Source organism: Streptomyces sp. SID5785 (assembly GCF_009870065.1).
Classification (GTDB): domain Bacteria; phylum Actinomycetota; class Actinomycetes; order Streptomycetales; family Streptomycetaceae; genus Streptomyces.
Map to the genome: position 1 here is coordinate 1 of NZ_WWIA01001152.1, position 2,246 is coordinate 2,246.

Consider the following 2,246-nt stretch of genomic DNA (forward strand, 5'->3'; position numbering starts at 1 on the left):
CGGTTCGACCGGGCGAGGAGAGCGCTGACTTCCGGGTGCGTGGCCATGGAACGGATCAGTCCTTAGAGGCGAGGCGAAGCTGGGTGGGGTGGGGTGGGGCGAGGCGGGTTGGAGCGAGGCGGGGCCGGCGGCCGCCGGACGGTCAGGCGCCCCACCCCGCCTGCACACCGCCGACCCGCTCGGCCGTGATCCGCTCCTGCCAGCCGGAGGCGGCGTACGCGGCGACCGGGTCGGCGGCGAGTCCGCGCTCCTCGCGCCACTCCGCGAGCAGCGGGCGCACGTCGGTGTTGTAGGCGTCCATGAGCACCGCGTTGGCCGTCAGCACGTCGCCGGCGCGCTGGGCGGCGGCGAGCGCCTCGCGGTCGACGAGGAGCGCCTTCGCGGTGGCCTCCTGCACGTTCATCACGGAGCGGATGACGGCCGGGATCTTCGCCTCGATGTTGTGGCACTGGTCGAGCATGAACGCCACGTTCGTCGCGGGATCGAACCCGCCGTTCTTCGCGACCTCGTGCAGGATGCGGAACAGCTGGAACGGGTCGGCGGCGCCCACCATCAGGTCGTCGTCGGCGTAGAAGCGGGAGTTGAAGTCGAAGCCGCCGAGCCGGCCCTCGCGCAGCAGGAGCGCCACGATGAACTCGATGTTGGTGCCGGGGGCGTGGTGGCCCGTGTCCACGACGACCTGGGCGCGCTCGCCGAGCTTGAGGCACTGCACGTACGAGGTGCCCCAGTCCGGCACGTCGGTCGTGTAGAAGGCCGGCTCGAAGAGCTTGTACTCGAGAAGCAGGCGCTGGTCGTCGCCGAGCCGCTCGTAGACGGCGGCGAGGGCGTCCGCGAGACGGCCCTGGCGGTCCGCGATGTCGTCCTGGCCCGGGTAGTTGGTGCCGTCGGCGAGCCAGACCTTGAGGTCCTTCGAGCCCGTCGCGTCCATGATGTCGACGCAGGCCAGCAGGTGGTCCACGGCCTTGCGGCGCACCCCGGGGTCCGGGTGGCAGAGGCTGCCGAGCCGGTAGTCGTCGTCCTGGAAGGTGTTCGAGTTGACGGTGCCGAGCTCCACACCGCGGTCCTTGGCGTGGGCGGCGAGCGCCGCGTAGTCGTCGACGGTGTCCCACGGGATGTGCAGGGCGACCTTCGGGGCGATGCCCGTGAACCCGTGCACCTGCGCCGCGTCGTCGATCTTCTCCTGCGCCGTGCGCGGCACGCCGGCCTGGGCGAACACCTTGAAGCGGGTGCCGGAGTTCGCGTAGCCCCAGGACGGGGTCTCGATGCGCTGGCTGGTGAGTGCGGCCTTGACGGCGGCGATGTCGGGCATGGTCACCTCGGTACGTGGGTGCTACAGGGCGTGAATCGATTCACTTCGCTGGGAAGCTAACCCCGGCCGATCCGGGCGTCAAGGGGTCGCGTCGGAGCGCAAGTGCGTTACGCAATCGTGCTGTTGCCCGGACCGATGGTGGCGGCACGCGTTCTTCCTGGGCGTTCACGGCCGGGAGCGATGGTGCGGGGGAGGCCGGTGCGGCGGGTCCCGGCCAACCGCGCGGCTCCGGCCTCTTGACCTTTTCCGACCGGCGGGGCTAGCTTCCCGGCAACTTCACTGAAACATTTCACGCCGGACGACACCCGACGCAGGAACCTCCGGCGTCCCGCAGCGGCCCCGGGCGCCCTCGCCCCGGGCCCGGGCACCGGCTCCTTCCGGCCCGCCCCGCACACTCACGGAGACTCGCAATGACGCATCCAGAACCGGAGACCGCTCCGGTGCTCGCGCTGGAGGGGGTGAGCAAGTCCTTCGGCGCCGTGCGCGCCCTGCGGGGGGTGTCCCTGCGTCTGTACGCGGGCGAGGCGCACGCCCTCGCCGGTGAGAACGGCGCCGGCAAGTCGACCCTGATCAAGGCCCTCGCCGGGGTGCACCGCCCCGACAGCGGAACGGTCCTGCTCGACGGCGCTCCGGTCGAGTTCCACGGACCGGCCGACGCCCGGGACGCGGGCGTCGCCGTCATCTACCAGGAGCCCACGCTCTTCCCCGACCTGTCGATCGCCGAGAACATCTTCATGGGCCGCCAGCCGCGCCGCTCGCTCGGCCGCGTCGACCACCGCGCGGTCAAGGAGGCGACGGCCGCCCTGTTCGCGCGGCTCGGCGTCGCGCTCGACCCGGACCAGCCGGCCCGCGGCCTGTCCATCGCCGACCAGCAGCTCGTCGAGATCGCCAAGGCGCTCTCCTTCGACGCCCGCGTCCTGATCATGGACGAGCCGAC

The 2,246-nt window shown here is 71.7% G+C and carries 2 protein-coding genes; one reads left to right on the forward strand and one right to left on the reverse strand.

Annotated elements, in window-relative coordinates; translation table 11 throughout:
* Positions 1–142 precede the first annotated feature (142 nt).
* Positions 143–1,309 carry an L-rhamnose isomerase gene (rhaI, locus tag GTW43_RS37290; RefSeq protein ID WP_161306393.1) on the reverse strand — a complete coding sequence of 389 codons (1,167 nt, stop codon included), beginning with the start codon at positions 1,307–1,309 and terminating at the stop codon, positions 143–145.
* 410 nt (positions 1,310–1,719) lie between these two features.
* On the opposite strand from rhaI, the gene GTW43_RS37295 reads away from it, so the two are divergent.
* A partial coding sequence (locus GTW43_RS37295; protein WP_161306394.1) for an ATP-binding cassette domain-containing protein occupies positions 1,720–2,246 on the forward strand: 527 nt, incomplete at its 3' end.

What these genes read in the sequence shown, in the direction of transcription:
- rhaI (WP_161306393.1), bottom strand. Translation starts at nt 1,309, where the DNA reads ATGCCCGACATCGCCGCCGTCAAGGCCGCACTCACCAGCCAGCGCATC.